Source organism: Anaeromyxobacter sp. SG66, from assembly GCF_022690805.1.
Taxonomy (GTDB): Bacteria; Myxococcota; Myxococcia; order Myxococcales; family Anaeromyxobacteraceae; genus Anaeromyxobacter; species Anaeromyxobacter soli.
Genome location: NZ_JALCZC010000057.1, coordinates 1 through 25,909, shown reverse-complemented (window position 1 = coordinate 25,909; position 25,909 = coordinate 1). Strand labels below are relative to the sequence as shown.

22 protein-coding genes and 2 pseudogenes are annotated in these 25,909 nt (G+C 74.3%); 16 read left to right on the top strand and 8 right to left on the bottom strand.

Annotated elements, in window-relative coordinates; all coding sequences use genetic code 11:
* From MNZ39_RS15380 to MNZ39_RS15365, 4 genes and pseudogenes are all read right to left on the bottom strand, one after another.
* Positions 1–151: pseudogene (locus tag MNZ39_RS15380) on the bottom strand (HNH endonuclease); the annotation flags it as partial.
* Between the two features lie 643 nt (positions 152–794).
* Positions 795–2,219: a UDP-N-acetylmuramate:L-alanyl-gamma-D-glutamyl-meso-diaminopimelate ligase gene (gene mpl, locus MNZ39_RS15375; protein ID WP_242339959.1), complete on the bottom strand. Its 1,425-nt coding sequence runs from the start codon at positions 2,217–2,219 to the stop codon at positions 795–797.
* Between the two features lie 82 nt (positions 2,220–2,301).
* On the bottom strand, positions 2,302–3,474 hold the full coding sequence (locus MNZ39_RS15370) for a serine hydrolase (RefSeq protein ID WP_242339958.1): 1,173 nt from the start codon (positions 3,472–3,474) through the stop codon (positions 2,302–2,304).
* On the bottom strand, positions 3,471–4,424 hold the full coding sequence (locus MNZ39_RS15365; RefSeq protein ID WP_242339957.1) for an LD-carboxypeptidase: 954 nt from the start codon (positions 4,422–4,424) through the stop codon (positions 3,471–3,473). The genes MNZ39_RS15370 and MNZ39_RS15365 overlap by 4 nt, the downstream gene beginning before the upstream one ends.
* Positions 4,425–4,649: 225 nt before the next feature.
* Here MNZ39_RS15365 and acs point away from each other — a divergent pair, with 225 nt between their 5' ends.
* The 5 genes from acs to MNZ39_RS15340 all read left to right on the top strand — a co-directional run bounded on the left by acs (position 4,650) and on the right by MNZ39_RS15340 (position 9,909).
* Positions 4,650–6,545 (top strand): acetate--CoA ligase, encoded by a 1,896-nt coding sequence (acs, locus tag MNZ39_RS15360; RefSeq protein WP_242339956.1) that lies wholly within the window; start codon positions 4,650–4,652, stop codon positions 6,543–6,545.
* Between the two features lie 50 nt (positions 6,546–6,595).
* Complete coding sequence (locus MNZ39_RS15355; RefSeq protein ID WP_242339955.1) at positions 6,596–7,828, top strand: AI-2E family transporter; 1,233 nt, start codon at positions 6,596–6,598, stop codon at positions 7,826–7,828.
* The gene (locus MNZ39_RS15350; RefSeq protein ID WP_242339954.1) at positions 7,825–8,562 is read left to right on the top strand and encodes an FKBP-type peptidyl-prolyl cis-trans isomerase; all 738 of its coding nucleotides are present in this window, start codon (positions 7,825–7,827) and stop codon (positions 8,560–8,562) included. The genes MNZ39_RS15355 and MNZ39_RS15350 overlap by 4 nt, the downstream gene beginning before the upstream one ends.
* A gap of 191 nt (positions 8,563–8,753) precedes the next feature.
* On the top strand, positions 8,754–9,398 hold the full coding sequence (gene yfcF / locus MNZ39_RS15345; protein ID WP_242339953.1) for a glutathione transferase: 645 nt from the start codon (positions 8,754–8,756) through the stop codon (positions 9,396–9,398).
* Positions 9,399–9,468: 70 nt separating this feature from the next.
* Complete coding sequence (locus MNZ39_RS15340) at positions 9,469–9,909, top strand: pyridoxamine 5'-phosphate oxidase family protein (protein WP_242339952.1); 441 nt, start codon at positions 9,469–9,471, stop codon at positions 9,907–9,909.
* 18 nt (positions 9,910–9,927) lie between these two features.
* Here MNZ39_RS15340 and MNZ39_RS15335 read toward each other — a convergent pair whose 3' ends face one another.
* The gene (locus tag MNZ39_RS15335; protein WP_242339951.1) at positions 9,928–11,034 is read right to left on the bottom strand and encodes a methyl-accepting chemotaxis protein; all 1,107 of its coding nucleotides are present in this window, start codon (positions 11,032–11,034) and stop codon (positions 9,928–9,930) included.
* 188 nt (positions 11,035–11,222) lie between these two features.
* On the opposite strand from MNZ39_RS15335, the gene MNZ39_RS15330 reads away from it, so the two are divergent.
* Positions 11,223–12,827 (top strand): methyl-accepting chemotaxis protein, encoded by a 1,605-nt coding sequence (locus MNZ39_RS15330; protein ID WP_242339950.1) that lies wholly within the window; start codon positions 11,223–11,225, stop codon positions 12,825–12,827.
* A gap of 95 nt (positions 12,828–12,922) precedes the next feature.
* Positions 12,923–15,484: an RNA helicase gene (locus tag MNZ39_RS15325; RefSeq protein ID WP_242339949.1), complete on the top strand. Its 2,562-nt coding sequence runs from the start codon at positions 12,923–12,925 to the stop codon at positions 15,482–15,484.
* Between the two features lie 9 nt (positions 15,485–15,493).
* Here MNZ39_RS15325 and MNZ39_RS15320 read toward each other — a convergent pair whose 3' ends face one another.
* Complete coding sequence (locus tag MNZ39_RS15320) at positions 15,494–16,252, bottom strand: DUF4292 domain-containing protein (protein WP_242339948.1); 759 nt, start codon at positions 16,250–16,252, stop codon at positions 15,494–15,496.
* Between the two features lie 97 nt (positions 16,253–16,349).
* Between MNZ39_RS15320 and MNZ39_RS15315 the strand changes: the two genes are divergently transcribed.
* Entirely contained in the window at positions 16,350–16,664 is a 315-nt protein-coding gene (locus tag MNZ39_RS15315; RefSeq protein WP_242339947.1) for a hypothetical protein, read from the top strand.
* Here the strand turns inward: MNZ39_RS15315 and MNZ39_RS15310 are convergent.
* Positions 16,576–17,178 (bottom strand): DUF488 family protein, encoded by a 603-nt coding sequence (locus tag MNZ39_RS15310; protein ID WP_242339946.1) that lies wholly within the window; start codon positions 17,176–17,178, stop codon positions 16,576–16,578. The genes MNZ39_RS15315 and MNZ39_RS15310 overlap by 89 nt on opposite strands.
* A 260-nt stretch (positions 17,179–17,438) precedes the next feature.
* Here MNZ39_RS15310 and MNZ39_RS15305 point away from each other — a divergent pair, with 260 nt between their 5' ends.
* Together MNZ39_RS15305 and MNZ39_RS15300 are read left to right on the top strand one after the other, a co-directional pair.
* Complete coding sequence (locus MNZ39_RS15305; RefSeq protein ID WP_242339945.1) at positions 17,439–17,633, top strand: hypothetical protein; 195 nt, start codon at positions 17,439–17,441, stop codon at positions 17,631–17,633.
* A gap of 119 nt (positions 17,634–17,752) precedes the next feature.
* Positions 17,753–18,106 carry a hypothetical protein gene (locus MNZ39_RS15300; RefSeq protein ID WP_242339944.1) on the top strand — a complete coding sequence of 118 codons (354 nt, stop codon included), beginning with the start codon at positions 17,753–17,755 and terminating at the stop codon, positions 18,104–18,106.
* Between the two features lie 68 nt (positions 18,107–18,174).
* Here the strand turns inward: MNZ39_RS15300 and MNZ39_RS15295 are convergent, their stop codons facing one another.
* Complete coding sequence (locus MNZ39_RS15295) at positions 18,175–18,543, bottom strand: peptide chain release factor-like protein (protein WP_242339943.1); 369 nt, start codon at positions 18,541–18,543, stop codon at positions 18,175–18,177.
* Between the two features lie 145 nt (positions 18,544–18,688).
* On the opposite strand from MNZ39_RS15295, the gene MNZ39_RS15290 reads away from it, so the two are divergent.
* From MNZ39_RS15290 to MNZ39_RS15265, 6 genes and pseudogenes are all read left to right on the top strand, one after another.
* Complete coding sequence (locus MNZ39_RS15290; RefSeq protein WP_242339942.1) at positions 18,689–20,305, top strand: 7TM domain-containing protein; 1,617 nt, start codon at positions 18,689–18,691, stop codon at positions 20,303–20,305.
* Positions 20,302–21,252 carry a sugar-transfer associated ATP-grasp domain-containing protein gene (locus MNZ39_RS15285; RefSeq protein WP_242339941.1) on the top strand — a complete coding sequence of 317 codons (951 nt, stop codon included), beginning with the start codon at positions 20,302–20,304 and terminating at the stop codon, positions 21,250–21,252. Before MNZ39_RS15290 ends, MNZ39_RS15285 begins: the two co-directional genes overlap by 4 nt.
* The gene (locus MNZ39_RS15280) at positions 21,249–23,183 is read left to right on the top strand and encodes a tetratricopeptide repeat protein (protein ID WP_242339940.1); all 1,935 of its coding nucleotides are present in this window, start codon (positions 21,249–21,251) and stop codon (positions 23,181–23,183) included. Before MNZ39_RS15285 ends, MNZ39_RS15280 begins: the two co-directional genes overlap by 4 nt.
* 22 nt (positions 23,184–23,205) lie before the next feature.
* Positions 23,206–24,423 (top strand): tol-pal system YbgF family protein, encoded by a 1,218-nt coding sequence (locus tag MNZ39_RS15275; RefSeq protein WP_242339939.1) that lies wholly within the window; start codon positions 23,206–23,208, stop codon positions 24,421–24,423.
* A gap of 14 nt (positions 24,424–24,437) precedes the next feature.
* Positions 24,438–25,631 carry a hypothetical protein gene (locus MNZ39_RS15270; RefSeq protein WP_242339938.1) on the top strand — a complete coding sequence of 398 codons (1,194 nt, stop codon included), beginning with the start codon at positions 24,438–24,440 and terminating at the stop codon, positions 25,629–25,631.
* Positions 25,632–25,720: 89 nt separating this feature from the next.
* Positions 25,721–25,909: pseudogene (locus MNZ39_RS15265) on the top strand (methyltransferase type 11); the annotation flags it as partial.

Sequence of the window (25,909 nt, the reverse complement as noted above, 5' to 3'; positions counted from 1 at the left end):
CATGGCCGGCTTCAACGAAGGCGCGGCGCCGATCGAACTCGTCGAGGTGCAGGAGGAAGTCGACCTGGACGTTTCGTTCCTCTCCGGCGAGCTCGCGCAGGCGCAGGGCGAGAACGTTCGACTCGAGAGAAGCGGGGGTGAGCGCAGACATAGGGTGCACCTCCAGTACACCCTTCGTAGCACGCGATTTTCAGGGCTCCGGAGACGCTCCAGGCTCGTGTCTGCGCGGCTTTCTCCACGGCGCCCTCGTCGAGGCACTCCGGCGGTCGGCGCGCCTGCCACGCGCGAGGCGCGTGCGCGAGAGCGGTCTTCCGCGCCGGCTCCTATTCCGGACCACGATCGAGGCGAGAAGGCGTCAATGGGAAATGTCTCACCCACCGCATCTGGGACGTCTTGCCTCGTCGCGAGAAGAGCCGCGGCACCGGCCGGCACTACCGCTGGCGATAGTTGTCACCCCAGGTGAATACGGTCGACCTCGAGCCGCGGAAACGCCTTCGAGAAGTCCGCGCGCACCCCGCGCGAAGTCACGCCGTCGCTGCGCCCGGTTCGACACGACGAGACGCTCGCCTGCTCCGCCGCCTTCCCGCGTTCATCGGGGGTCGAGCACGAGCGCGTGCGCCGACCCCGTCGATGCCCCGAATCCGCCATGCGCACGGGAACCGTGGTCGAAACACCCGCCGCTCGTCCGGCGAGTACCCGCACTTGTGACGAATGATTGAGACGGAAGCAGTACGCCTCGGCGCGCGTCGCTGCGGTTGCCCGCCTCGGCTCCGGTCTCCGTCGCCTCGCGGCGCTCAGCGGCCGAGCGCGTCGAGAAGCTTCCCCCAGATGCCCCCGAACGCGCCGTTCGACATGGCGACCACCGCGTCGCCCGTGCGGCTCGCCGCGGCGATCGCGGGGACCATCTCGTCGACGCTCGTGAAGGCGCGGGCCGGCTTGCCGGCGGCGGAGAGGTCGCGGACGAGGGCGTCCACGTCGAGCCGCTCGCTCTCCGGCACGCGGTCCGTCGGCGCGGGCCGGAGCAGGAACACCTCGGCGGCGTCCGCCCAGGTGTCCTTCGAGGCGTACTCGCGCTGGTGCAGGTTCCGGCGGCTCGTGTTGGAGCGCGGCTCGAACGCGGCGAGGAGGCGCGCGCCGGGGTAGGCGCCGCGGATCGCCGCGAGCGTCTTCTGCACGGCGCGCGGGTGGTGGGCGAAGTCGTCGATCACCGTGACGCCGCCCGCCTTGCCGCGCACCTCCTGGCGGCGCTTCACGCCGTGGAAGGCGCCGAGGCCGGCGGCGATCTCCGCGGGGGAGAGCCCGAGGGCGGTGGCGGCCGCGGCCACGCCGAGCGCGTTCTCGACGTTGTGGGCGCCGCCCACCGGGAGCAGCACCTCGGCGAGCGCGTCCCCCTTGCGCACGAGCGTGAACCGCGCCCCGTCGGGCGAGAGGGCGAGCCCGCGCGCCTCCCAGTCCGCCCCCGGGCGATCGACCGAGTAGGTCTCCACGCGGCACCGCGCGCCGCGCGCGATGCGGAGCACGCTCTCGTAGCTCGCGCAGGCGGCGAGGAACCCGTCCGCCGGGAGGATCTCGACGAAGCGCTCGAACGCGCTCTCGTAGTGCGCCTCGTCGCGGTAGATGTCGGCGTGGTCGAGCTCGCAGCTCGTGAAGATCGCGGTGCGCGGGCGGTAGTGGAGGAACTTGGGGCCCTTGTCGAAGTAGGCCGTGTCGTACTCGTCCCCCTCGACCGCGAAGTGCGGGCCCGCGCCGAGCCGGTAGTTCGAGTCGAAGTCTCGCGTCACCCCGCCCACGAGGAAGGAGGGGTCGCGCCCGGCGTGGTGCAGGAGGAAGCCCATCATCGCCGAGGTGGTGGTCTTCCCGTGCGTGCCCACCACCACCACGCCGTGCCGCGGGCCGATGAACGCCTCGCCGAGCGCCTGCGGGAACGAGACGTGGGGCAGCGCGCGCTCGCGCATCGCCGCGGCCTCGGGGTTCACGCTGCGGACGACGTTGCCGACCACGACGAGGTCCGGGCGCGCGCGATCGAGGTTGCGCGGGTCGTAGGGCGTCATCACCTCGATGCCCCAGCGCTCGAGCTGCGTGGACATGGGCGGGTAGACGTTCTCGTCCGAGCCCGTCACCGCGTACCCCGCCGCCTTGAGCATCCCCGCGAACGAGCCCATGCCGGTGCCCGCCACGCCGATGAGGTGGATGCGCTTCACCTGCGACCAGTCGATCACGCTGCGGCTCTCCTTGAACGACACCTCGACCTCGATCCCCACCCCGACCTCGACCTCGACCCGACCTCGACCCCGACGCCCTCTACCCGATCCCCAGCCCCTCCGCCACCGCGTCATGGAACCGGCGGCGCAGCTCGCGGATTCGCGGCTTGTCCGACTTTCCGGAGGGGTGGACGTGGTTCGTGAGCAGGGCGCAGACCACGCCCGCGTCGAGGTCGATCCAGAGCGAGCAGCCGGTGTAGCCGAGGTGCCCGATGGCGCCCCGGGGGCCGCGCCCGAGGCGGCTGCCGATCGCCGGCGCCGCCCCGCTCGGCGTGTCCCAGCCGAGGGCGCGCGCGCTGCCAGGGGTCGTGACGTCGCGACGGGCGAACTCCCGGGCGGCGTCGCAAGGGATGGGGCCGCGCCCGCCCGACAGCGCGTCGAGCCACGCCTGGCCGAGCGCGGCGACGTCGGCAGCGGTGGAGAAGACGCCCGCGTGGCCGGCCACTCCGCCCATCGCCCAGGCGTTGTCGTCGTTCACCGTGCCGCACAGGTCCTCGCGCCGCGGGGCGCTCCGACCCGTCGGGACGAAGACCCGGCCGACGGCGGGTGCGGGATGGGCGGCGTCGAGGAAGCCCGTCGATGCGAGGCCCAGCGGGCCGAACACGCGCCGCTCGGCGAGCCCGGCGAGCGGCGTCCCGGCGAGCGCCTCGATCGCGAGGCCCAGCGCGATGAAGCCGGGATCGCCGTACACGGCCCGCGCGCCGGGCGGCGCCTCCAGCGCCTCGGCGAGGACGAGCTCCCGCACGATCGCGCGGCCCCGGACCGCCGCCGCGGCGAGGAGCGGCGGCGGAGGCCGCTCGCGGGGGGGCAGGAAAGCCTGGCCCGCGACCGGATCTCGCGCGGCGTGCTCGAAGTAGGGCCGCCACTCCGGGAGCCCGCTCGCGTGCGAGAGCAGGTGGCGCGCGGTGACCGCTCCCTTGCCGGCCGCCTCGAAGCCAGGGAGCGTCTCCGCGACGGGCACGTCGAGCCGGAGCGCCCCCGCGCCCGCGAGCTGCGCCGCGAGCGTGGTCGTCGCCATCACCTTGGTGAGCGAGGCGACGTCGAAGAGATCGTCGGCCCGCAAGGCGCGAGGGCCCGGCCCGTCGAGCGCGCCGTGGCAGCTCGCGTGCACGAGCCGGCCCCCGGCGATCACCGCGGCCGACAGCGCTCCCCCGACACCCTCGCGATGGCCGGCCTCGAGCACGCCCACGACGGGCGCGAGCACCGCGGTCACGCGGCGCCCCCCCCGTCCGTCCAGCCGTCGAAGACGAGGCGCGGCGCGCCGCCCTCGCCAGGCGCCGGCGCGACGAGCGTGGCCCGCGCGCCGAGCGGGAGCGCGAAGTTCGCGTCCTCGTGCCCGGCGGGGAGCCCCTCGATGGCGGGGACGCCGAGCGCGAGGATCGCCTCCCGGACCACGTCGGCGCCGTGCGCGTTGGCGTCGTCGCAGCCGGTGAGCTGGCCCACGGCGATCCCGGCGACGCCGCGGAGCGCGCCGGCGAGGGCGAGGTGCGTGAGGTAGCGGTCGAGCCGGTAGGGCTTCTCGGCCACGTCCTCGAGGAAGAGGATCGCGCCCTCGAGGCGCGGCGCGTAGGGGGTGCCGGCGAGGTGCGAGAGGAGCGTGAGAGAGCCGCCGAGGAGCGGGCCGGAGGCGCGCCCGGGCCGCACGGTGGCGCGCCCCACGAGCCCCGCGCCCGGCGCGGGCGGCGCGCTCCCGGCGGGCGGCGCGCTCCGGCGGAGCAGCGCCTCGAGGTGCTGGAGCGCCTCCTCGGGCAGCCGCGGGAGCTGGGTCACGCCCGGCCCGTGCACGGTCGCGAGGCCTGCGCGGTTCAGGAGCGCGTGCAGCGCCGTGATGTCGGAGAAGCCCACGAGGAGCTTCGGGCGGGCGAGGAGCGGCGCCGGGTCGATCGCCGGGAGGATGCGCAGGGCCCCGTAGCCGCCGCGCGCGCAGACGATCGCGCGCGCCTCGGGATCGGCGACCGCCTCGCGCCACTCCTCCGCGCGGCGCGCGTCGTCGCCGGCGAGGTAGCGCCAGCGCGCCGCCACGTCGGCGCGCATGCGCGGCCGCAGCCCGAGCCGCGCGGAGAGCACGGTGAGCCCGCGCTCGAACGGATCCGGGTCGAACGAGCTCGACGGGGCGATGACGCGGACGACGTCTCCGGGACGCAGCGCGGGGGGGAGGATCACGGCGCTCCGAGGATAACCGCGTGCGGAGGTCCGGTCGAGACGGCGCGCCGCGCCGCGTCACGAGGTTGTGAGCGGCCTCCCAGGGGCGGCGCGACGATCGCCCCCCACTCGGGACCGGCTTTCGCTACCCTGCTCTGAGAATTCTTTTCGGCTACACCCATGGACACCCCCCGCTCTCCGGCGGTCCGCCGCGGGCCGGCGCCCGGGAGCAAAAGGAGTCGCGTCATGAAGAACCCGCAGGAGCTCGAGGGTGAGGTCTTCTCCCCTTCCGCCGAGGTCGTCGCCCAGGCCCGCGTGAAGGACTGGGAGGCGCTCGCGCGCCGCGCCGCCGACGATCTCGAGGGCTTCTGGGCCGCCGAGGCCGAGGAGCTCGAGTGGTACCGCAAGTGGGACAAGGTCCTCGATCAGTCCGAGCGGCCGTTCTTCAAGTGGTTCAAGGGCGCCCAGACGAACATCGTCCACAACTGCCTGGATCGACACCAGCGCACCTGGCGAAAGAACAAGCTCTCGCTCGTGTGGGTCGGCGAGAAGGGCGAGGTCCGCACCTACTCGTACTTCGCGCTGAACCGCGACGTCTCGAAGTTCGCGAACGTCCTCAAGGCCATGGGGGTGAAGAAGGGCGATCGCGTCACGATCTACATGCCGCGCATCCCCGAGATCGTCATCGCGATGCTGGCCTCCGCCAAGATCGGGGCGATCCACTCGGTGGTCTACGGCGGGTTCTCGGTCGACGCGCTGCAGGGGCGCATCGAGGACTCCGAGTCGAAGGTCGTCGTGACCGCCGACGGCGGGTTCATGAACGGCAAGGTCGTCGAGCTCAAGAAGACCGTCGACGACGCGGTCCGGCGCTGCCCCACCGTGGAGACGGTCATCGTCGTGCAGCGCACCGGGCACGAGGTGCGGATGGAGCCGGGGCGCGACTACTGGTACCACGAGCTCATGAAGCTCCCCCTCGCCACGGGCCACTGCCCGACCGAGGTGATGGAGTCGTCCGACCCGCTCTACGTGCTCTACACCTCCGGCACGACCGGCAAGCCCAAGGGGCTCATCCACGGGCACGGCGGCTACATGGTCGGGATCTACTCGACGCTCAAGTACGTCTTCGACGTGAAGGACGAGGACCGCTACTGGTGCGCCGCGGATCCGGGCTGGGTCACGGGCCACAGCTACATCGTGTACGGGCCGCTGCTCATGGGCGCGACGACGTTCATCTACGAGGGCGCGCCGACCTACCCGTACCCGAACCGCTGGTGGTCGCTCGTCGAGAAGTACGGGATCACGATCCTCTACACCGCGCCGACCGCCATCCGCGGCCTGATGCGCTTCGGTGAGTCCTGGCCGAACCGCCACGATCTCTCCACGCTGCGGATCCTGGGATCGGTCGGCGAGCCGATCAACCCCGAGGCGTGGAAGTGGTACCACCGCGTCATCGGGAAGGGCCGCTGCCCGATCATGGACACCTGGTGGCAGACCGAGACCGGGATGTTCCAGATCACCCCGGTCCCGTCGCTCCCGCTCAAGCCGGGCTCCGCCGCGAAGCCGTTCTTCGGGCAGGAGGCGTCCATCCTCGACGAGCAGGGCAAGGCCGTCGCCGACGGCGAGGAGGGCTTCCTCGTCCTCGAGAAGCCCTGGCCCGCGATGGCGATGACCATCTACCGGGACCCGGAGCGCTTCGTGCGCACGTACTGGGGCAAGTACCCCGGCAAGTACATGGCGGGCGACTCCGCCAAGCGCGATCGCGACGGGTACTTCTGGGTGATCGGCCGCACCGACGACGTCATCAAGGTGTCGGGCTACCGGCTCGGCACCGCGGAGATCGAGAGCGCGCTCGTCTCCCACCCGGCCGTCGCGGAGGCGGCCGTGATCGGGCTGCCCCACGAGGTGAAGGGACAGGCGATCCACGGCTACTGCCTGCTGCGCCAGGGCTTCAAGGCGAGCCCGGAGCTCGAGGACGAGGTGAAGAACCACGTCGCCCAGCACCTCGGCCCCATCGTGCGGCCCGAGAAGGTGATCTTCGTCGACGCGCTGCCGAAGACCCGCTCCGGCAAGATCATGCGCCGCGTGCTGAAGGCCCGCGCGCAGGGCCTCCCGGAAGGTGACGTGTCGACCCTGGAGGAGTGAGGAAGTTTCGGGCGGCGCCCGGCCGGACGATGGGGGATACTCGCGCGCCGATGCCGTTCCGCGCACCGCTCTGGAAGAGACCCCGCGCGCAGCTCATCGCGCTGACGGCGGTGGTTTGGGCGCTCGTCCTCGCGATCTTCCTGATCGCGTGGCCGGTGCTCCTGCCCTTCGTGCTCGCGGCGCTCGCGGCCTACGTGCTCGATCCGCTCATCTCGCGGCTCTCGCGCACGCGCGTCGCCGGGCGCCCCGTCCCGCGCTGGACCGCGGTGCTCGTGGTGTACGCCGCGCTCGGAGCGCTCGCCTACCTCGCGGGCGTCTCGATCCTGCCGCAGATCTACCGCGAGGCGGTCCGCGGCCTCGTCGAGCTGCGCGACTTCCTCGCGAGCATCACGCCCGAGAAGATCGAGGGCTGGGTGCGCAGCATGGACGCGTTCCTCGAGCGCTACGGGATCCCCGTCGACGTGCTGCCCTACGAGGGGACGCGCCAGGGGGCGCGCTTCTCGGTGGACCTCGCGGCGGGGATCGCCGACGCGCTGCACCACGCCAGCGAGGGCATGCGCGGGCGCGTCGGCGACGTGGTCTCGTTCTCGCGCCTCGTCATCGCGGGCACCATCCAGACGCTGTTCTTCTGCATCCTGCTCTTCATGCTCACCGCGTTCATCTCGATGGACGCGCCGCGTATCGTGCGGTTCTTCGAGTCCCTCGTGCCGCGCAACCTGCGCGACGACTTCCGGCGGCTCCTGCGCGGCATCGACTCGGGCCTCTCCGGCGTGGTGCGCGGCCAGCTCACGATCATGGTCGTGAACGGCACGCTCACGCTCGTCGGCCTCCTGCTCATCCCCGTGCCGTTCGCGTTCGCGCTCGCCGCCCTCGCCACCGTCCTCTACGTGGTCCCGATCTTCGGCACGATCCTCTCCTCGGTCCCGATCGTGCTGCTCGCCCTCACCGCGGGCGGCCTCTCGAAGGCCGCGCTGGCGCTCGGGTGGATCCTCGTCATCCACGCGCTCGAGGCGTACGTCCTGAACCCCAAGATCATGGGGGACGCCTCCAAGATCCACCCCGTGCTCATCGTCCTCGCGCTCGTCATCGGCGAGCGCACCTGGGGGCTCGTCGGCGCGCTGCTCGCGGTCCCCGTGGCGAGCGTGTTCGTCGCGATCTTCAGGTTCCTGCACCGCAAGCTGGCGGAGCTCGACGCTCGCGCCGCCGAGGCTCGCGCGGTGCCCGCAGCGACCCCGCAGGACGCGACGCTCGAAGCGCCGCACACGAAAGGAAGCTCCACATGAAGAAGTCACTCGCCCTGCTCGCCGCGCTCTCGCTCGCGGCCTCCGCGCACGCCCAGACCGGCAAGGCGGCCGAGAAGAAGCCCGCCCCTGCCCCGGCCCCGGCCGCCGGCGCGCAGAAGGAGAGCCCGGCGGACACCGAGAAGACGCTCTACTCGGTCGGCCTCGCGGTCGCGAACAGCCTGCAGGTGTTCGCCCTCTCCCCCGCCGAGCTCGAGATCGTCATGAAGGGCATCCGCGACGGCGCCACGGGCAAGGCGAAGACGGACCTCGATCCCAAGACGGGGCAGGCGGTGAACGACTTCGCCCGCGCGCGCATGGAGAAGGCGAACGCGGCCGCGTCCGCGAAGGAGAAGGAGTCCGGCCCGGCGTTCCTCGCCAAGGCCGCGGGCGAGAAGGGCGCCATCAAGACGGCGTCCGGCGCGATCGTCCTCCCCATCAAGGAGGGCACGGGCGCGACCCCGACCGCCGCCGACAAGGTGAAGGTCCACTACACGGGCACGCTCGTGAACGGGAAGGTGTTCGACAGCTCGGTGCAGCGCGGCCAGCCGGCGGAGTTCCCGCTCGGCGGCGTCATCAAGTGCTGGACGGAGGGGCTCCAGAAGATGAAGGTGGGCGGCAAGGCCAAGCTCGTGTGCCCGTCCGACATCGCCTACGGCGCCCAGGGCCGCCCGCCGGTCATCCCGGGCAACGCGGTCCTCACGTTCGAGATCGAGCTCCTGGATATCGTCAAGTAGCGGGGGCTTGGGCATTTGAACGGGGGCTGCCGCCCCCGCCCCGTCGACGGCTGACCGCCGTCGCCGGGGCCCCACCCCTGCTCGGCGGGGCCCTCCCTGGGTAACGGCACCTGTGCCCCGCTAGGGCGCTCTGCCGCACGGCTCGCGTTAGGGGTGAACGGGGCTTCCGTCCGGCGTTACCGTTCATCGCCATGGCCGACGAACTCATCCTCTACGGCACCGACAGCTGGACGAGCCCCTACGCGTTCTCCGCGTTCGTCACCCTGAAGGAGAAGGGCGTGCCGTTCCGGATGGAGCTCCTGTCGCTCGAGCGGCGGGAGCACCAGCGCCCCGAGTACGCCGACGCGTCGATCACCGGGCGGGTGCCGGCGCTGCGGCACGGGGACTTCTGGCTCGCCGAGTCGTCGGCGATCGACGAGTACGTGGACGAGGCGTTCGGCCCGCCGGCGTATCCCCGGCTCTACCCCGCCGACCCCCGCGCCCGCGCGAAGGTCCGCATGATCCAGGCGCTCGTCCGGAGCGACCTCGGGGCGCTGCGCGCCGAGCGGCCGACCTCGACCTTCTTCTCGGGTGAGCCCGCGAAGCCCCTCACGGCGGTCGGGCGCGCCGACGCCGAGCGGCTCGTCCGCATGGCGGACCGCGCGCTGCCGGCCGGAGCGTCGTTCCTCACCGGCGCGTTCACGCCCGCGGACGCCGACCTCGCGCTCATGCTCCAGCGCCTCGCGGCGAACCACGACCCCTGCCCGGAGCGGCTCGCCGACTACGCGCGCGCCATCTTCGCCCGCCCCTCCGTCCGCGAGTGGCTCGGGCACACGCGCTGGAAGGACAGGGCCTGAGCGGCGCACGAGCCCCCGAGGCCCCCAACCGGCGCGCGTCCGCGCGCGCCGCAGCCCCCATGATTCGAGCATGGCCTCCGACGATCCCCACGGGTACGCCACGCTCCTCTCCGGCTACCGGACCGCGATCCTGACGACGCGCGGCGCGGAGGACGGCCACCTCCACGCCCGCCCCATGGCGATGCGCCAGCAGGTGCGCGGCGAGGAGATCTGGTTCGCGACCTCGGTCGCGTCGAGCAAGTGCAAGGACCTCGAGGCCGACGCCCGCTGCGCGCTCGCGTTCTTCGACGCCGCCGACGGGACGACGGTCTCGGTGTCCGGCCGGGGAGAGGTGCTGAAGGACAAGAAGCTCGCGCAGGAGCTCTGGGATCCGTCGTGGGTGCGCTGGTTCCCCGAGGGGCCGGAGCAGCGCGAGCTCGCGCTCCTGCGGGTCATCCCCGAGCACGTCGAGCGGTGCGACGGCCGGACCGGGAAGCTCGAGGTGCTGTTCAGCGCGCCGCGGCGGCGCTGACGGCGCCCGCGCCGCGGGTCAGGACTTCGTCGCCGCCCTCAGGAACGTCGCGAGCTCGTTCAGCGCGCGCGCCTCGCGGTCGACCTCGCGCGTCGAGGCGAGCGTGTCGTCGGTGGCGTGGGCGATCTCGTTCATCGCCTTCAGCACCTGCTCGATCGCGCCCTCCTGCTGCTGCGCGACGCGCGCGATCTCCCGCGCCGCGCGGGACGACTCCGAGAGGGCGGTCGCGAGCCCGCGGATCGTCTCGGCGGTGCGGATCGCGGCGGAGGCGCCGAGCTGGGCGTGCGCGATGCCCCCCTCCGCGGCGCTCACCGCGTCGAGCATCGCCCGGTGCACGTCCGCGAGGGTCTGGCGCGCCTGGGCGGCGGCGCTGCGGGTCTCGGCGCCCTGGCGACGCAGCCGCTCGGCCACGTCCCCGAGCCCCTCCGCGCCGGGGGCGCGCGCCGCGATGCCGGCGGCCCCGTCCGCGAGCTGCTCGGAGCGGTCCGCCACGTCGCGCAGGAGATCGCCGAGGTCGTAGACGTCGCGCATCCTCGCGTCGAGCGCCTCGATCTGCCGCGACAGGCCGCGGACCTCCTCGGCGAGCCGCAGGAGCTCCGCGCCGGAGGCCTCCGCCTGCGCGAGGCCATGCGCGCTCTGGCGCTCCGCCTGGACGGCGAGGCCGATCACCGTCTCCGCGGTGAGCGCCGCGGAGCTGGCGCTCTGGGAGAGCTGGCTCATCGCGGAGGTGGTCTCGCGGACGCTCGCGGCCGCCCCGGAGCTCGTGCGGGTGAACGCCGCGACGTTCCCGAGCAGCCCCTGCGCCGCGTGGAAGAGCTCCTTCGCCGTGCGATCGAAGCTCTCGCGGCGCGCCTGCTCCAGCCGCACGATCTCGTCGCTCTGGCGCACGATCTCCGCGCTCTGGCGGAGGAGCTCGCCGCGCTGCCGCTCCACGAGCCTGCCGACCGCGCCGAGGACGAAGGGCGTCGTGTCCATGAGCCAGAGCAGCGGCTGGTGCAGGTGGGTGTGGACGAGCGCGCCGGGCGTGAGCGTGCCGAGGTGGCGATACGCCTCGACGAGCGTCGCCACCACGGGCAGCCCCACGCCGATGAGGGCACCGAACCAGTCGTAGCCGAGCCGCTTCATGTCGCCGCCGTCCCCCTCGTCCCGGGTGCCGCCGGATTGTGCTGCAACGCCCTCCGCCCCGCCACACTCCCGGCCGGCCGACCGCGCGCCGCGACGTCGCACCTCCGCGGTCCGCGTGGCACGGTCGGGCCCGCGCCGTCGGTCCGCTCGGGGCAGCGCGGACGGGGATGCTATCCTCCGCGCGGACCATGCGCCCGCTCGCCCTCTCGTTCCGCCAGAAGATCGTGGCCCCGTCGCTCATCGCGGCCGTCGCGACCCTGCTCGCCACCGTGGTCTCCTCCCGGCTCTCCTCGTCGGCCGCGGACGAGCTCCGGCGCGTGGAGACCCGGGAGTTCCCCACGCTCCAGCTCTTCCAGGACCTGGAGACGAGCCTCGCGCGGGTGCAGCGGCAGCTCGAGGAGGCGTCGGAGCAGCGCGACCCGAACTCGCTCGAGGCGGCCGACGTGCTCCAGGAGGACCTCCTCGCGCGGCTCGCCGCCGCGCCGACGCGGTCCGTGGACGACGATCGCGCGGCGATGCTCGTGGACGGGCTCCAGGGCTGGTACGGCGCGGCCCGGGAGCGCGCGGCGGCGCGCGTGCGGGCCACGACCGCGCCGGCCGACGACGCGACGGCGCGCGCGGCGTCGGCCCGCTTCCTCGCCGTGAAGGACGCGCTCGCGGCCGAGACGCAGCGGGCGCGGCAGGCGATGGCGAGCGGGTTCCAGGCGGCGCGGGACCTGCAGCGCCGCGCCATCGTGGTGAGCGCGGCGATCCTGCTCGCGGCGGCCGTCGGCTCCGCCGTGCTCGCCTGGGTGCTCGCCTGGCGCCTCTCCCGCCCGGTGATGGCGCTCAACCGCGCCGCGCTCCGCATCGCCGACGGCGACCTCACGCACGACATCGACCTGCGCACCGGCGACGAGATCGGGACGCTCGCCTTCAGCTTCCGGCGCATGAACGACCGGCTCCGCCAGATCGTCGCCGCGCTCAAGCGCTCGTCCACCGAGCTCGGGGGCGCCGCGGAGCGGCTCGCGGAGCACGCCCGCGCGCAGAACGCGATCCTCGAGCGCCAGGCGGCGGGCGTCTCGGAGACGAGCGCGACGACGCGGGAGCTCGAGCAGACCTCCGCCGTCGCGGCGAGCCGCGCCGCCTCCGTGCTCGACGTCGCCCGGCGCGCGGCGGAGCTGTCGAGCGAGGGGCAGTCCGCCGCCGAGGTGAGCGTGGAGGGCTTGCACCGGATCCAGGCGGCGGTCGGGGAGATCCTCGGCCGGTCGTCGCGCCTCCTCGATCAGACGCAGCAGGTGAGCGACATCGTGGAGACCGTCCGCGACCTGTCGGTGCAGTCGCACGTGCTCTCGATGAACGCCTCTATCGAGGCGGCGCGCGCCGGCGAGGCGGGCAAGGGGTTCGGCGTGGTCGCCGCCGAGGTGCGCGCCCTCGCCGAGCAGTCGGGCCAGAGCGCGGGCCGCATCGCCCGGATCGTCGAGGACATCGTGGGCGCGGTGCGGGCGACGCTCGACACGACCGAGAGCGGGACGCGCGGCATGGAGAGCTCGGTCGCGCGGATCCGCGCCTCCGGGGACAGCCTGCGCGAGATCGGGGCGTTCGTGCGGGAGACGAGCGACGCGGCGCTGCAGATCGCGACCGCGGTCCAGCAGCAGTCACAGGGGGTCGCGCAGATCGCCGGCGCGATGCGGGACCTCGACCGCGGGATGGAGGAGACGGTCGCGCGCGTGCAGCTGCTGCAGGGCGCCGCGCAGGAGCTGACCGCGACCGCGGCGCGCATCTCGGCGATCGCCGACGGGTTCCGGGTCTAGGGGCACCGTCCGCCGTCCGGGGCAGCCCGCGCCGCGGCGCCGCGCCGGTCCGCCCTGGCGCCGGCGGCCGGCGCGCGGTACGAAAGCCTCCGCCCATGACCACCGCCGCCGCCACCCCGGGCGAGGCCCCCCTCGCCGCGCTCCTCCCGTCGCCGGGCGAGACCCTCGCTCCCGACGCCGTGCTCGACCGCTTCGTCTCGTGGGTGGGCGCCACCGGCCTCACGCTGTACCCGCACCAGGAGGAGGCGATCCTCCAGCTCCTCGACGAGCGCCACCTCGTCCTCAACACGCCCACCGGCTCGGGCAAGTCGCTCGTCGCGACGTTCCTGCACTTCCAGGCGATGGCCGAGGGGAAGCGGTCCTTCTACACCTGCCCGATCAAGGCGCTCGTCAACGAGAAGTTCTTCGACCTGTGCCGGCTGTTCGGCCCGGACAACGTGGGGATGATGACGGGCGACGGCGCGGTGAACCGCGACGCGCCCATCGTCTGCTGCACCGCCGAGATCCTCATGAACCTCGCGGTGCGCGAGGCCGGCCCCCGCGTGGACGCGGTCGTCATGGACGAGTTCCACTACTACGGCGATCGGGAGCGCGGCGTCGCCTGGCAGGTGCCGCTGCTCGCGCTCGAGGACACGCGCTTCCTCCTCATGTCCGCGACGCTCGGCGACACGCGCGCGATCGAGGAGTCGCTCCGGCAGGTGACGGGGCGCGAGGTGGCGGCGGTGCGCCACGCGGCGCGGCCGGTGCCGCTGGAGTACGAGTACCGGGAGACGCCGCTGCACGAGACGCTGGAGGCGCTCGTCACGGCGAACCGCGCCCCCATCTACCTCGTCAACTTCACGCAGCGCGCCGCGGCCGAGCAGGCGCAGAACCTCATGAGCGCGAACTTCTCCTCGAAGGAGGAGAAGGCGCGCATCGCCGCGATGCTGGAGGGCGTGCGCTTCGACTCGCCCTACGGCAAGGACCTGCAGCGCTTCCTCCGGCACGGCATCGGGCTCCACCACGCGGGGCTCCTCCCCAAGTACCGGCTCCTCGTCGAGAAGCTCGCCCAGGGCGGGCTCCTCAAGGTCGTGTCGGGGACCGACACCCTCGGCATGGGCGTGAACATCCCCATCCGCACGGTGCTGTTCACCCAGCTCTGCAAGTTCGACGGGCAGAAGACGGGGATCCTCTCGGCGCGCGACTTCCACCAGATCGCCGGGCGCGCGGGGCGCAAGGGGTTCGACGAGCGCGGCTTCGTGGTGGCGCAGGCGCCCGAGCACGTCATCGAGAACAAGAAGCTCGCCGAGAAGGCCGCCGCCGGCAAGAAGGTGGTGAAGAAGCAGCCGCCGACGAAGGGCTACGTCCACTTCGACAGGAGCACCTTCGAGAAGCTCATCCAGAAGGAGCCGGAGCCGCTCGAGAGCCGGTTCGATCCGACCTTCGGCCTCCTCGTGAACCTCCTGCAGAGCGAGACCTCGCGGGTCGGCGGCGGCTACGGCCGCCTCGTCGCGCTCATCGGGCGCTCGCACGGGAACGACCACGTCCGCGCGAAGCACCGCCGGCTCGCGGCGCAGCGCTTCCGCACGCTCCGCGGGGCGGGGCTCGTGGAGGTCCGCCGCGTCGACGGCTACCGGGGCGCCTACGTGCGCCCCTCGCGCGGCCTGCAGAAGGACTTCTCGCTCTTCCACACGCTCGCGCTCTACCTGCTCGACACGCTGCCGCGCATCCCCGCCGAGCGCGAGACCTACGCCCTCGACGTGCTCTCGACGGTCGAGTCGATCCTGGAGGACCCGGACGTCATCCTGTGGAAGCAGCTCGACAGGGCGCGGGGCGAGGCCATCGCCGAGATGAAGGCGAAGGGGATGGAGTACGACGAGCGGATGGCGGAGCTCGAGAAGGTCGAGTACCCGAAGCCGAACCGCGACTTCGTCTACGCGACCTTCAACGAGTTCGCCGCGAAGCACCCCTGGGTCGGGCAGGAGAACATCCGCCCGAAGTCGGTCGCGCGAGAGATGGTCGAGCGGTTCATGACCTTCGGCGACTACGTGCGCGAGTACGAGCTGCAGCGCTCCGAGGGCCTCGTGCTGCGCTACCTCTCGGAGGCCTACAAGACGCTCGTGCAGACCGTCCCGGAGACCTACCGGGACGACGCGCTCCTGGACGTCATCGCCTTCCTGCGCGCCACCGTCCGCGGCGTCGACTCCTCGCTCATCGACGAGTGGGAGCGGATGCGCGACCCGGCATACCAGGCGCGGGTGGTCGACGCGCGCGCCGCCGTCGCGGAGACGCTCGGGCCGCCGCCGATCTGGGCCGACCCGCGCGCGTTCGCCGCGCGGATCCGCACCGAGCTGCACGCGCTGCTCGTCGCGCTCGCCCGCAAGGACGCCGCGGCCGCCGTCGCCGCGCTCGCGCCGGGCGGCGACCTCACGCCGGCCCGCCTCGAGGAGGCGATGGCGCCGTACTGGGCCGAGCACGAGCGGATCGACACGACCCCGGCCGCGCGCCGCCCGCACAACACGTTCGTGAAGGAGCTCGGGCCGCGGCGCTGGGAGGCGGTCCAGCGGATCGTGGACGAGCAGGGAGAGGTCGACTGGATGATCCAGTGCGAGATCGACCTCACCTCGCCGCGGGACCCGGACCTGCCGCTCCTGTCGCTCCAGCGCGTGGGGGCGTGACGGGCGGAGCTACGGCCGGAACAGCTCGGGCGGGAAGGACGCGGGGAACTCGACGCGGGAGAGCACCGTCTCCCCGGTCGTCTTGCCGTTCGCCCAGTTCTCCTCGTGGAACGGCACGAGCACTCCGTCCACCGTGCGGAAGTCCGAGTAGGTCGTGATGAACTCGACGGGCGCCGACCCGGCCCCGCTCCCCCGCGAGCGCAGGATCCGGCCGGAGTCGGGGTCGATGGCCGCCTCGACGACGACCCCCGGCGCGAGCTCGAGCGCGAGCACCCGCAGCTCCTTGCCGCCGAGCGCGAGGGTGCCGCGCGCCGAGACCTGGGCGCCCGGCGCGGCGAGCAGCGCGGGCAGGTCCATGCGCGCCGCCTGCAGGATCATCGAGGTGAGGAGCGGCCCCGTGACCTCCTGCCCGCGACGCCACCCGCGCCCGCCGTCGAGGACGCGGATCTCCGCGTCCTGCGCGTCGCCGAACGCCACCTCGACGCGCAGGCGGGCGGGGCGCGCGTAGGCGCGGCCGATGCGGCCCGGCGCGCCGGGGTGGAGGAGCGAGGTCACCGTCCCCTCGTGCACGCTCCGCGCGGCGCGCGCGAGGGCGGCCTCGCCGCCGTAGGCCTCGACGCAGCGCCGGACGAGCGCCGCCACCTCGCGCGGGAGCGCGCCGCCCTTCGCGGGCGGGGAGCGCACGGCCGCCGGGGGGACGGGCCGGGCCCTCGCCACCGGGGCGGCGAGCGCGGCGGCGAGCAGGAGGGCGAGCGGGAGCGTGCGCACGGGGTTCCTCGGGGCGGGAGGGGGCGGGAGTGTCGCCCGACGGGCGGGGCGAACGCAAACGGTGGCCGGGCCCGGGGCGGAGGCGCACCGTTCACGGGTGACCGAGCTCCTCGGCTGGCTCAGCTCCCTCGTCCTCGTCGCGACCCTCGCGAAGCAGGTGCACAAGCAGTGGAAGGAGGGATCGAGCGAGGGCGTCTCGCGCTGGCTCTTCGTGGGCCAGATCGCCGCCTCGACCGGCTTCACGCTCTACAGCGCGCTCGTCGGCAACCCGGTGTTCGTCGCGACGAACGCCGTCCTCCTCGCGAGCGCGGTGGTGGGGCTCGTCATCGTCCTCCGCCACCGGCGCCGCGATCGTCGGGCGCGGGCTCGGGGTACGTCACCTGGCGCCCCTCGATCCGCGCGAACGGCGTGAGCCGGTGCGGCCGCGTCCGCCCGCGCCCGACGATGTGCTGGACGACGACGCCGCGCGCGAGCAGCGCGTCGGCGATGAGGGAGCGGTGGCAGCGCCACGGGACCGCCTCCGCGCACAGGATCGCGACGGGCCCCCCGCGGGCCACCGTGCGGAGCTGGACGAGCCCCTCCTCGAACTCGGGCGTCGCCATGTGGTCGGCGTAGCCGCGGAAGCTCGCGTTCCTCCACCCCGCGTTGGGCGAGTCCTTGCGCGCGCGCCGGAGGCCGCCGAGCGCGGGCAGGTGCTCGTAGCCGATGCCCGCGGCGGCGAGCGCGCGCGCGAGCGCCGGCCCCTCGTACTGCGGGTTCGCGCGCGAGCGCGGGATGGTCCGGACGTCGGCCACCGTGACGACGTCCGCGCCCCGGAGCAGCTCGACGAGCTCCGCGATCGGTCGCGTGGAGTGGCCGATGGCGAGGACCTGGGCCTTCCCCCACCCCGGGGCGGCCCGCTGCCGGCGTTCGCGTTCCTCCTCCATGCGACGCCATCTCATGGGTGGAGTGGGGTCCTGCGTCCAGCCCGCGACGGGGCCTCCTCGCGCTCCCTCTCCCCTCACCCACGGACGGCCCGAGCTCCGGAACCCTCCACGCGGAGAACGGCTCCAACGCACCCATGACCTCCCAGCCCGACCCCGTCATCGAGATCGAGCCCCGCGCCCTGGAGACGCTCCGCGCGCTCGCCAGCACGGGCGAGCACGCGCAGTACGTCCGGATCCACGTCGGCCATGGCTGAGGGGGCGTGAGCTTCAACCTGTCTCTGGACGAGACGGCCGACCCGCAGCGCGACGTGGTGATCGAGGAGGACGGGATCCGGTTCCTGGCGGAGGTGCGCCAGCGGGAGCTCGTGGACGGGCTCCGCATCGAGATCCAGCGCGTCTTCGGGCGCGAAGGGCTCGTCGCCTTCAACCCCCGGCTGGAGCCGGGCGGCTGCTGACGAGCCGCCCGCCCCTGCGCCGCTCCGCGGCCGGGGGAGGCGGACGCTCCGCTCCCACCAGGTCCCAGGGGAGCCGATGATTGACAACCACCCGGCCTCGGCCGCATAAGTTCCCGCCGATGCTGGGCAAACGCAACGAAGCGAAGCGATGGCCGCGCGGGCAGAAGTTCACGCTCTCCCCGGAGGGCGCGGACGCCGAGGCCGCGTACCGCAACGTCGTCGCGGAGGCGCGCTCGAGCGGCCGGGCCGCGCTCGACGCCGCGCTCGCGGCGTGGGCAGGGCCGCATCGCGTGGCGCCGGCGGACGGGATCGTGCTCGCGGAGCTCCGCGGCAAGCGGCTCGGCGTCCCGGATCTCGTCCGCGAGCTCGAGGCGGCGGGCATCGCCGCCGACGAGGTGCGCGCCTCGCTCGAGCGGCTCGTCGCCGCGGGGGTCGTGGCGCCGATCCCGCTCGCGTCGCAGCTCGGCAACTGAGGTCGAGCCGCGAGCGCCGCGCGCTCTCACCTCGCGCCCGCGGCCGCTCCCGCGCCGCAGACCGTCCTTCAGTCCCATCCCCGCCGCGTGGCTTTCCGCTCGCCGCGCCGCTTCTTCTCGGCGATGCGCCGCTCCTTGGAGCCGCGCGTCGGCTTCGTCGGCCGGCGCGGCTTCGGGCGGTGAGCGAGCCCGCCGAGCCGCTCCCGCAGCCGCGCGAGCGCCGCCGCGCGGTTCTGCAGCTGGCTGCGCCGCTCCGTCGCGGTGACCGTCACGCCGGTGGGGCGGTGGACGAGGCGCACCGCGCTCTCGGTCTTGTTGCGGTGCTGACCGCCGGGGCCGCTGCCCACGAAGAACGCCTCCTCGCACTCGGCGAGCAGCGCCTCGTCGGGGAGCGCGCCGGCGCGGCGGGCGGCGGCGCGGAGCTCGTCGGATGTCACGCGGTCCTCCGGTTCGGTCGTGCGGAGCCTACGCGCGGTCGGGCCCGACGTGGAGCCCGAACACGCCGCTCGGCCGAGGTGCGCGTGCGCACCGCTCGCCGCAGGATGTCCCACCTGTCGGCGAAGGGGGCGAGGGAGCGCACGGTTGACCGGGCGGAGAGTAGCCGCGATCATCCGCCGCACCCTCATGTCCGTCGCGCACCCCCGGAAGGTAGCCGTCACGATCGTCGCCCTCGTCGCGGCGACCGCCGGCCTGATGCTCTACAAGGTCCGCGCGCTCGGCTACTCGCTCGCGGACGTCCTGCCGGTGCGGCAGTACGAGGTCACGTACGCGCTGCGGCTCGACGGGCACGGCGGGGACGTGCGCGTGCGGACGTTCCTCCCCGCGAGCGACGCGCGGCAGACGATCTCCGACGAGCGGACCGAGTCCGCCGGCTTCCACCTCTCGCAGGTGTTCGACGGCCCGAACCGCGTGGCGACCTGGGTCGGCGCGCAGGTGCCGGACGGCGCGGAGATCCGGCACACCGTCAAGATCGTGCCGCGGCGCGTCTCGTACCGCATCCCCGCCGAGCTCGCCGTGCCATCCTCCTATCCTCCCTCGACCGCGGCGGCGCTCCGCCCGGAGAAGGAGATCCAGGTGGACGCGCCGGAGATCGCGGCCACCCTCGCCCGCATCGGGGCGGACCGCGGGACCGTGATGGAGCGGCTGCGGCGGATCCACGACTACACCCACGGGCTCACGACCCGGCCGTTCAAGGGGACCACCGACGCGCTCACCGCGCTCCGCCTCGGCGAGGCGAGCTGCAACGGCAAGAGCCGCCTGTTCGTCGCGCTCGCGCGCGCGACCGGCATCCCCGCGCGCCTCGTGGGCGGCCTCATCCTCGAGCCCGGCGTGAAGCGCACCTCGCACCAGTGGGTCGAGGCGTACGTGTCCGGCCACTGGATCCCGTTCTGCCCGACGAACGACCACTTCGCCGAGCTGCCCGAGCGCTACCTCTCCCTGTACTACGGCGACGAGGTCCTGTTCCGGCACACCTCGGACGTGAACTTCGACTACCGGTTCGACACGCGCACGCAGCTCGTGCCGTCGCCGCGCGCGAAGGCCTCCTTCACCTTCCTCGACGTGTGGGGCCTGTTCGATCGCCTGAAGCTGCCGTTCAGCCTGCTCCGGACGATCCTCATGCTCCCCATCGGCGCGCTCCTCACCGTGCTGTTCCGGAACGTCGTCGGCATGCCCACGTTCGGCACGTTCCTGCCGGCGCTCCTCGCGGCCGCGGCGGGGGAGACCGGCGCGGGCTACGGCGCGCTCGCGGTGCTCATCGTGGTCGCGGCGGTCGCCACCGCGCGCTGGGCCGTCGCGCGGCTCGAGCTCCTCCACTCGCCCACGCTCGCGATCCTCCTCTCCGCGGTGGTGGTCACGCTCGTCGGCACCTCGATGCTCGCGGAGCGGCTGGGCGTCGCGGGGCTCACCCACATCACGATGTTCCCGCTCGCGGTGCTCGCCATCTGCGCGGAGCGCTTCTACCTGTCGCTCACCGAGCACGGCCCGCGCGCGGCGGGCAAGGAGCTCGGGGGCACGCTCGTGGTGATGCTCGCCTGCTACGTGGTGATGAACTCGCTCGCGCTGCAGGTGCTCGTCATCGGCTTCCCCGAGGTGCTGCTGCTCGCGGTCGCCGCGAACGTGTACCTCGGGCGCTGGGTGGGGATGCGCCTCAGCGAGTACCGCCGGTTCCGCGGGCTCCTGACCGGAGGCGCGCCGTGAGCCTCCTCGCCGCGGCGCGCGGCCGCGTGCGCGCGCTCCTCGCCCGCCGCGAGGCGGTCTACGGCATCAACCGCCGCAACCTCGTCCTCGTCTACCCGAACAACGACCGGCGCGACTACCCGCTCGCCGACGACAAGCTCCTCGCGAAGGAGCGGTTCGCGGAGGCGGGCGTGCCGGTCCCGGAGACGCTCGCGGTGTGCGACGGGCTCTTCTCCGTCCCCGGGGTCGTCGAGGCGCTGCGCGGCCGGTCGCGGTTCGTCGTGAAGCCGGCCAACGGCTCGGGCGGCGGTGGGATCCTCGTCGCGGGCGAGTGGCTCCCCGACGCCGGCGGCTGGCGCCGCGCCGGCGGCGCGCTCCTCACCCCGCACGCGCTCGCGCGGCACCTCGCCGACGTGGTCTTCGGGGTCCACTCGAACCAGCTCGAGGACCGCGCCTTCGTCGAGCGCCGCGTCGACCCGCACGACGTGTTCGCCGCGCTCTGGGCCGACGGGCTCTGCGACGTGCGCGTCATCACCCTGCGCGGCGAGCCGGTGCTCTCGATGATCCGGGTCCCCACCGCCGAGTCGGGCGGTCGCGCGAACCTGCACCAGGGCGGGCTCGGCATCGCGGTGGAGCTCGAGACGGGCCGCACCTCCCGCGCGCTCCACCACGGGCGCGCCGTGGAGCGCCACCCGGAGTCGGGGGCGCCGCTCGTCGGGATCGCCCTGCCTCGCTGGCCGGAGATCCTCGACGTCGCGCGCCGGGCCGCGCGGGCCGTGCCGCTCGGCTACCTCGGCGTGGACGTGGTCGTCGACCGCGAGCGCGGCCCGCTCGTCCTCGAGATCAACGCCCGCCCGGGCCTCGAGATCCAGAACGTGACCGGCGTCGCGCTCGGGGACGCGCTCGCGGGGCTCCCCGCGGTGGTCGAGGTCCCCGGCGCGCTCGCCGCGAGCGGGAGCGCCGCATGAACCGCCTCGTCCTCGACCGCCTCTGGCCCATGCTCCTGTTCCTCGGCGTGCTGCTCGCGGGCGCGCTCGCGCTCGAGGGGTTCGCGGCGCGCCGCGGCAACGACCCGCTCGTCATCTCCATCGCCGGCGACGAGGAGTCGCTCGGGGACGAGGGCGACGCGCCCGCCGCGCCCGCCGCGGCCGGGGAGGAGGGGCCGGTCTCGGAGGCCCACGCCCGCGCCCGGCGCGCCGCACGCCGGGGCGAGAAGCCGGAGGCGCTGAAGCTCTACGAGGCCGCCCTCGCCGAGAGCCCCGGCTCCGCCGCCGTGGAGGAGGAGCTCGGCGCGGTGCTCCTCGCCGCGGGCGACGCGGCGACGGCGCTCCCGCACCTGGTGCGGGCGGAGCAGCTCGGGCCGGGCCCGCAGCGCGCGCTCCGCGTCGGGCTCGCCCGCGCGCGCCTCGACGACCTGGACGGCGCCGAGCGCGATCTCCGTCGCGCGCTCGCGCTCCGGCCCACGGGCGAGGCGCGCATCGCGCTCGGGAACCTGCTCCGCCGCCGGGGAGATCCCGTCGGCGCCGTCGCCATCCTCGCGCCCGCCGCCCAGTCCGGCTCGAACGAGGACCGCGCCCGCGCGCTCGTGGCGCTCGGCACGGCCGAGCTCGCGGCCGGCCGGCGGGAGGACGCCGAGCGGCGCTTCGCGAAGGCCATCGAGTACGCGCCGGCGAGCGCGGAGATCCTGCTCGGCACCGCGCGCGCCTGGCTCGGCACCGGCTCCGCCCCGGACGTGCGACGCGCCGTGCAGGTGCTCCTCCGGGCCGCCGAGGTGGCGCCGGACCTCGCCGCGGTCCACTCCCTGCTCGGGCGCGCGCACGAGCGGGCCGACGAGACGGCGGCGGCGCTCGAGTCGTACGACCGCGCCCTCCGGCTCGACCCCACTCAGCGCTACGCCCGCCGCCGCCTGCTGCGGCTCGCGCTCCAGTCGCGCGACTTCTCCCGCGCGCGCCACGAGGCGGACCGGCTCGTCGCCGACGCGCCCGCGGAGCCGGAGCATCACTTCCTCGCGGCGCTCGTCGCGGATCGCGACGGCCGCGACGACGACGCGCGCAAGGCGTACCGCAAGGCCATCGAGGTCGCGAAGGGCGACTACCCGGAGGCCTACCTGAACCTGGGCGTGCTCGAGAAGCGCGCCGGGGACGCCGCCGCGGCGCGCGCCGCGTACGGCGAGGCCCTGCGCCTGCGCCCCGCCTACGGCGCCGCCTGGGTGAACCTCGGCAAGCTCGAGGAGGCGGGCGGCGATCGCGCCGCGGGGGAGGCGGCCTACCGCAAGGCGATCGCGCTCGACGAGAAGTACGCGCCCGCGTGGCTCGCGCTCGGGCAGCTCCAGTCCGAGGCGGGGAGGTTCGACGAGGCGCGGTCCTCGCTCGGGCGCGCGCTCGCGGCGCGCCCGGGCTACGACGCCGCGCAGCTCTCCCTCGGCGTCGCGGCGGCGCGCGCCGGGAAGCCGGACGAGGCGATCGCCGCGTACCAGGCGCTGCTCGCCCGCTCGCCGCGCAGCGTGTCGGCGCTCTACGACCTCGCCCTCGTGCTCGGAACCGTCTCCCGCCGCGACGAGGCGCGCGACGCCCTCGCGCGCGCGCTCGCCATCGACCCCGCCCATGCCCCCTCGCTGCGCGCGCTCGCCGAGCTGCACCTCGACGCCGGCCGGCTCGCGGAGGCGCGGAAGGCGTTCGAGGAGCTCCTCGACCTCGTCCCCGGCGATCTCGAGGCGCGCGCCGGCCTCGCGGAGCTCACGGCCCGCCAGGGCGACCGCGCCGCCTGCGAGCGCACCGCGCGACGGCTCCTCGCCGAGGCCCCGAAGGACCCGGCCGTGCAGGGCCTCCTTTCACGATGCGCGGGCACGGGCGCCCCCGGCCCGCACCTCGCCACCCCCACCACCGCCGTCGCGCCCTAGCGCCCCACCGAGGAGCTCCCCCGTGCACCAGCGTCACCTGAACATCTCGCGCGGCCTCGCCTGCTGCGCCGCCCTCGCCGCGCTCGCGCTCGCGTGCAGCGGCGGGCATGACGGCGCGAGCGCGCCGGGCAAGGTCCCCATCGATCCCAACCGCCCCGGCGACTCGCTCTTCGCCGAGGGGCTCGCGCTCTACGACGCCGCCAACGTCGCCGCGGCCGACGCGCGGGCCCTCGCCGCGACCGATCCCGCCGCGAGCGCGGCGAAGGCGGCGCTCGCGCTCCAGGACTACGCGGACGCGCGGGCGAGGTTCGACGCGCTGCCGGTGCAGTTCCCCACCTCGATCCGGCTCGACAACGCCGCCTACCTCGCCGGTCGCTGCAGCTACGAGCGCGGGGTCCTCGGCGGAGATCCGGCGGAGCTCCAGGACGCGGCGCTGCGCCTCGACGCGATGCAGGCCGCCTTCGCCTCCTCGCCCTTCATCGACAACGCCGCCTACTTCGACGGCCGCGCCCGGTTCCAGCTCGGCGACTACGCCGCCGCGCGCCCGCAGTTCCAGCGCTCGCTCGCGGCCTCCCCGACGGGCACGTACGCCGACAACGCGCAGTACTACCTCGGCCGGTGCGACTTCGAGCTGGGGCTCGCGCGCGCGAACGCCGGCGACGGGCTCGGCGCGGCCGCCCTGCTCGACCTCGCCGAGGCGGAGCTGACTGCGGTGCCGGCCACGAGCACCTACTACGACAACGCGCAGTACTACCTCGGGCGGAGCTACCTCGAGGAGCCGGTGAACGCAACCGCCACCGTCACCGGGCTCTCCGCCTCCGAGGCGGCGGCCCGCAAGGCCAACCTCGAGGCGGCGATCGCGGCATTCCAGCGGACCCTCGCGGTGCCGGCGACGACGTTCGCGGGCTCCGCGCAGTACTGGCTCGGCCGCGCCCGCTACGCGCACGCGTTCTACTACGCGAGCGCGGGCCTCGACCCGGCGGACCTCGCCGCGGCGGACGCCGCGTTCCGGGCGGTCCCGGCGACGAGCACCTACGCGGACAACGCGCTGCACTACCTCGCGCGCACCTACGTGAACTCCACCTGGCAGTTCTGCACCACCCCGCACGCGTCGGATCCCGCCCCGGCCTCGGCCTGCGCCGCCTACGCGAAGCTCTCCGCCGACTTCCCCTCGAGCCCCTACGTCTCCTCGACGGCGACCTACCTCGCCGGCGCGACCCCGCCGTGCGTCTGCCCGTGACAAGGAACCCCGCGATGATCCGCTCCCTCGCTCTCGCCTCCGCCGTCACCCTCCTCGCCGCCGCGCCGCCCGCCGGTGCCGCCGACGCCACGCCGCAGTGGACGCTCGACGCGCGCGCCGGCCTGTACGCTGGCGCCTTCGACGGCTACGGCGTCCGCCGCGACTCGGGCACGCTCCTCCTCGCCGAGGGTGCGCTCACGCCCGAGCTCCGGAGCGGCGCCTTCCAGCTCGACCTGCCCGTCCGCTTCGCCCACCGGCAGACCTTCGGCGCGACGCTGTCGGAGACCACCGGCTCGGTCGGCGTCGAGCCCGAGTACCGGGTGCTGAAGCGGCTCCGCCTGGGCGCCGAGGCGTCGGTCGGGGGCGCCTGGCGGCCGGGCTGGGAGGACCTCTACCAGCGCGACGCGCTCGGCGACATGCCGGGCACCGACCGCTACGGCTACTTCACGTGGCGCGCCGGCGTGAACCTCTACGCGACGCCGTTCGCGCACCAGCACCTGCGGCTCAAGTACCGCTACGTCTCGTACTCCTACGTCGAGGACCCCAACTTCGACCCGGCCGTGCCGATGCACCTGACGCCCCGCGACAACGGCCAGAACCAGCTCGAGGCCTCGTGGCGGATCCTGGGCGAGCGCTACGCCACGGCGTTCCGGATCGACTACGCCCACCGCCAGGACTTCACGCTCCTCGCGCGCGACGCCGGCACCGGCGCCACGAGCGGGAACCCGGAGCAGGAGCTCGACACGCTCGAGCCCTCCGTGGAGGTGGAGCTCTCGAAGCTCGGCGGCAAGGTCGACGTGTCGCTCCGCTACGGGTACGAGGTCCAGCGCGACGCCTGGCAGGGCTACTACTCCTACCAGGGGCAGCACCCTCGCCTCATCGTGAAGTCCCCGCTCACCGAGCGGCTCGCGGCCGAGCTCCGCGCCGAGGCGTGGCTGCGGGGCTACGGGCCGGACTCGAAGACCAACACGTCGGACGGGGCGCGGCTCCACGACAACCGCCTCGCGCTCGGCGGCGAGCTCCGCTACGCGCTCGCCGGCGGCCTCGCGCTGCGCGCGGAGGCCGAGTGGATCACGCGCGACACGAACTACCCGGACTACGTCCCCGGCGTCTATCCGGCCGGCCGCTACTACGACATCCGCTGGAGCTACGACAACGTGCGCGCCGTCGCCGGCCTCGAGTGGCGCATGCCGCGCGCCGGCCGCTGACGCCACCGGCCTCGCCGCTCCGTGTGCGCCACCGCGGTCCTCCCGGCCGCGGTGGCGCCCGGCGGGCGCGGCTCGATTAGGCTAGGCCCGTGTCCCGCCACGGCGTCCGCGTCTCCGATCCCTCCCGCTGGGTCTTCAACCGGCTCGCGGAGGACTACCGGCAGCGGCCGGGCTACCCCTCGCCGCTCGTCGCGCGGCTGCTCGCGCTGGCGGGCGGTCCGGGCGCGCGCGTCGCCGACCTCGGCGCCGGCACCGGCCAGCTCGCGCTCCCGCTCGCG